The organism is Candidatus Cryptobacteroides sp. (assembly GCF_056207615.1).
In genome coordinates, this window is record NZ_JBAEER010000149.1 from 1 (window position 1) to 3,676 (window position 3,676).

The following is a 3,676-nucleotide window of genomic DNA, read 5'->3' on the forward strand; positions in this document are numbered from 1 at the left end:
CAGCGTCTTCATCGAGAAGATCGAGGGAAGGTTCGACTTCACGAACGCCTCGGAGGCCATGCTATTCTCCGTTTGGTACAGCTGCGACAGCCCGCATTTCATGCATGACGTGGACCTTGGGACCATCGCTGCGGAGAAGGATGGCGAATGCTGGAGGGTAGATTATAAGTTCTGGCCGCGATAAAAATTAAAATTTTTATAAAAATTTTTATAAATTGCGGCGTCTTTTGTGGCTATCGTAGAATGAAGAGATTTATTATATCTGCAATTTTGCTCATCATGACCGCACTTGCTTTCGGCGCGGAGAGAATCAGGATGGATATTCCGGCGGACATGCTGGATACCGACTGCCTCTTCGGATCGAGGTTGGTGAGGGTCAGCAAGCCTTCGAGCAAGGCCTATTCTGACGGTCAGATGAAGGAGCAGCCTGTGCTCGTGCGCCTCAGGAATGAGGGTAACGAGTACATCACCATGACCCAGATCGGATATACCGATTCTGAGGGTACCAGCTGGAAGACAAGGAACGATACCTTCGCCACCGAGCGCTTCCGCATCATCAGCATCAATGACGGCAGCTACACGGTCGACATGACCGAGTATCTCTCAAGCTATCCGCTTCTCGTTTCCGTCATCACTCCGAAGGACCTCAAGGGAAATGCCGCCAACTACGAGATCAGGAACAGCTCGAAGGGAAACGGCTACATCACCATGCTCCTTGACTACGCATATCCTGACGCACTTCATGCACGTGTCAACTATTTCTTCCTTAAGCTTCGTCCGAACGCGCTTTCGTTCAAGGGCGTTGACGGTGAGAAGGTCGGCTACGAGAGCCTTGAGTACAGGAATTCCAAGGGTGAGCGCAGCTACAAGCCTTACCGCTGGGATCTCTCGGCTGGCCGCCAGATCGTGTTCTATGTGGACCGCGCCTTCCCTAAGGAGTGGTTCCCATACATCAAGGAAGGACTCGAGGACTGGAACAAGGCTTTCGAGGCAATAGGAATCCACTCTCCTATTGTCGTCCTCCAGGAGACCGACGCCGTCGACAGAAATTCTCCTCTCGTGAACATGGTGAGGTTCGTGGACAGCAGCGAGGCCAACGCAAAGGGCCAGTGCTATGTCGACCCTCGCAGCGGTGAAGTCCTTCAGGCTGACATACTCTGGTGGAAAGGCGTTCTCAAGCTCATGTGCGACTGGCGCTACCTCCAGACAGGTGCTGCAGATCCTGCTGCAAGGCAGCTCGAGTATCCGCTCGAGATGATCGGACCTATGATCAGACATGCGATGAGTCATGAGATGGGCCATGTGCTCGGACTCAGCCACAACATGGGAGGTTCATGGGCATATACCCCTGAGCAGCTCAAGAGCCCTGAGTTCACCGCCGTCTATGGCACTACGGCTTCAATCATGGACTATGCCCGCTACAACCATATCGCAACTCCTGCTGACGTCGAGGCCGGTGTGAACATGCTTCCTCCAAGGCTCGGTCCGTATGACATGTACGCGATCGCAGCGGGCTATTCGAAGGACGAAGTGACTCCGGGAGAGTATTGCTTCTTCTCCCCTTTCATCTCAGCGGCCATCTCTCCTGATCCATCTTCGCAGGCTGAGACCCTCGGAAACGATATCATCAAGTCGTCCGACAAGGGACTCTACAACTGCCTCCAGCTTCTTCTCAGCGACGGTCTCACGAAGGATCGTGTGGATCTTATCCAGAAGCAGTATTACAAGTATATCCACCTTGCACTCTCGAACCTCGGCGGTACGGTCCATGGGGATCCTGTCAATCTCGTGAAGCAGATACAGACCCTGAACTTCATCTTCCGTGGTCTCGAGGACTGCCCTCAGGCAATCTATGACAAGGATGCCGAGAAGCAGATCCTCAATGAGCTCAACGGCAAGTTCATCCCTAAGAGAATCTCCGACAATAACGGACCGAAGGCGCTCAAGGCTTACCAGAAGGTCCTCAAGTACAGAAAGAAAAAATTCACCAACCAATAATCAAGTAATATGTTCAACATCTCAAAGACCATCAAGGCAGCAGCCATGATTGCTGTGTGCCTTGTAAGCTTCTCATGTAACAAGAATGAAGTTACTGAGCTCAAGCTTTCGGACAGCGTCGCAAATTTCGACGCAGCGGCTTCATCAAAGAACATCACTGTAAAAAGCAACGTCAATTGGACTGCTACCAGCGATGCAACCTGGCTCGAGGCTGTTGCATCTAACGGCACGCTCACTCTTAACGCGAGTGCAAATACTTCTTTCGACGCTCGTAATGCAACCGTTACCGTCAAGGCTAACGAACTCACCGAGACCGTAAAGGTAACTCAGCTCGGTATGGCTCCTGCAATCGCAGTCAACCCTGAGACCGTAGAGGTTAACGCAGGTTGCGGCAGCTATAAGGTAGAGGTGACTTCCAACGCACAGTGGGAGTATGCATACGATGAGGAAGCATGCGACTGGATCGCTATCACCCTCGACAGGGATGTCGAAGGCTATAACGCCAACATGTGGATCGACGTAAACGAGAACTTCTATCTCGAGGCTAGGTCAGTAGTCATCACCGTTACCGAGAAGCAGGGTGGCAATTCAAAGACCATCACCGTATCTCAGGCTGCATCCGCTCCTTCACACTTCACCGATTCACTCGCTCTCGTTGCGATGTACAACGCGTCTAACGGAGAGAAGTGGGCTAAGGACAACTGGGACCTCACCAAGCCAATCAACGAGTGGGCAAAGGTTACCGTGAATGAGGACGGTCGTGTGACCAAGATCAACCTCGGTACCAAGACCATCACCGAAGGTGCATGGGAGATCCCTGCAGAAATCGGTACTCTCACCGAGCTCACCGAACTCGTTCTCGGTTCAAACATGGTTACCGGAGCATTCCCTGAGTGCCTCTATGAGCTCAAGAACATCGTCAAGCTCAACCTCCCTACCAACACCATCTCTGGTTCATTCTCAGCAAAGATGGCAAACTGGACCAAGCTCGACGAGTTCAGCCTCCTCAACAATGTTGACTTCGGCGGTACAATCCCAGCAGAGATCGGCGAGTGCGCTGACCTCCGTCTCCTCAACCTTAACGGTACCTCAGTCGAGGGTGCTATCCCTGTAGAGCTCGCAAAGTGCCAGAAGCTTCAGTTCTTCATGTGCTTCAAGACCAAGCTTTCAGGTGAGCTTCCTGACATCTGGGACAAGTTCCCTGATCTCAGGACCATCCAGCTCTATCAGTGCGAGGGCCTTACCGGCAACCTCCCAGAGTCTCTCGGTAGACTTAAGTCAAATGCTGCTACCGTCAGCCTCCAGCTCTATGGTTGCAACTTCACCGGTAACATTCCTGAGTCATTCAGTGAGCTTCCTGCAGGTGCTAAGCAGCTCCGTCTCCAGGGCAACAAGATGCAGGGTGTCATCCCAGCAGCTGTTCAGGCACATGCTAACTGGTCTAAGTGGGAGCCAGAGAAGTATCTCTATCCTCAGCAGGAGGGCTATGGCCTCAGCGCAGAGTAATCGAGGACGTCTCCTTACATAATAAAGGGCGGTGACATCAACAGTCACCGCCCTTTTCTGTTGTTCGTCCAGCACGAACGTACTCTAACGGGTGAAAGTCCCCAAACCGCCCTGATAGTGGGAAGGTTACAGCCAAAGGCAAAGGTGTCCATCACGAGGTGGAATCTGAAGG

The 3,676-nt window shown here is 52.4% G+C and carries 3 protein-coding genes; all 3 read left to right on the forward strand.

The features are described 5' to 3' along the window. A partial coding sequence (locus AC06ND_RS08615) for a hypothetical protein (RefSeq protein WP_475678574.1) occupies nt 1–184 on the forward strand: 184 nt, incomplete at its 5' end. A 59-nt stretch (nt 185–243) separates the two neighbouring features. Continuing rightward, nucleotides 244–1,998, forward strand: a complete 1,755-nt coding sequence (locus tag AC06ND_RS08620; protein WP_475678575.1) for a zinc-dependent metalloprotease — start codon at nt 244–246, stop codon at nt 1,996–1,998. A gap of 9 nt (nt 1,999–2,007) precedes the next feature. Beyond that, nucleotides 2,008–3,504: a BACON domain-containing protein gene (locus AC06ND_RS08625; protein WP_475678576.1), complete on the forward strand. Its 1,497-nt coding sequence runs from the start codon at nt 2,008–2,010 to the stop codon at nt 3,502–3,504. The last annotated feature ends 172 nt before the right edge of the window (nt 3,505–3,676 follow it).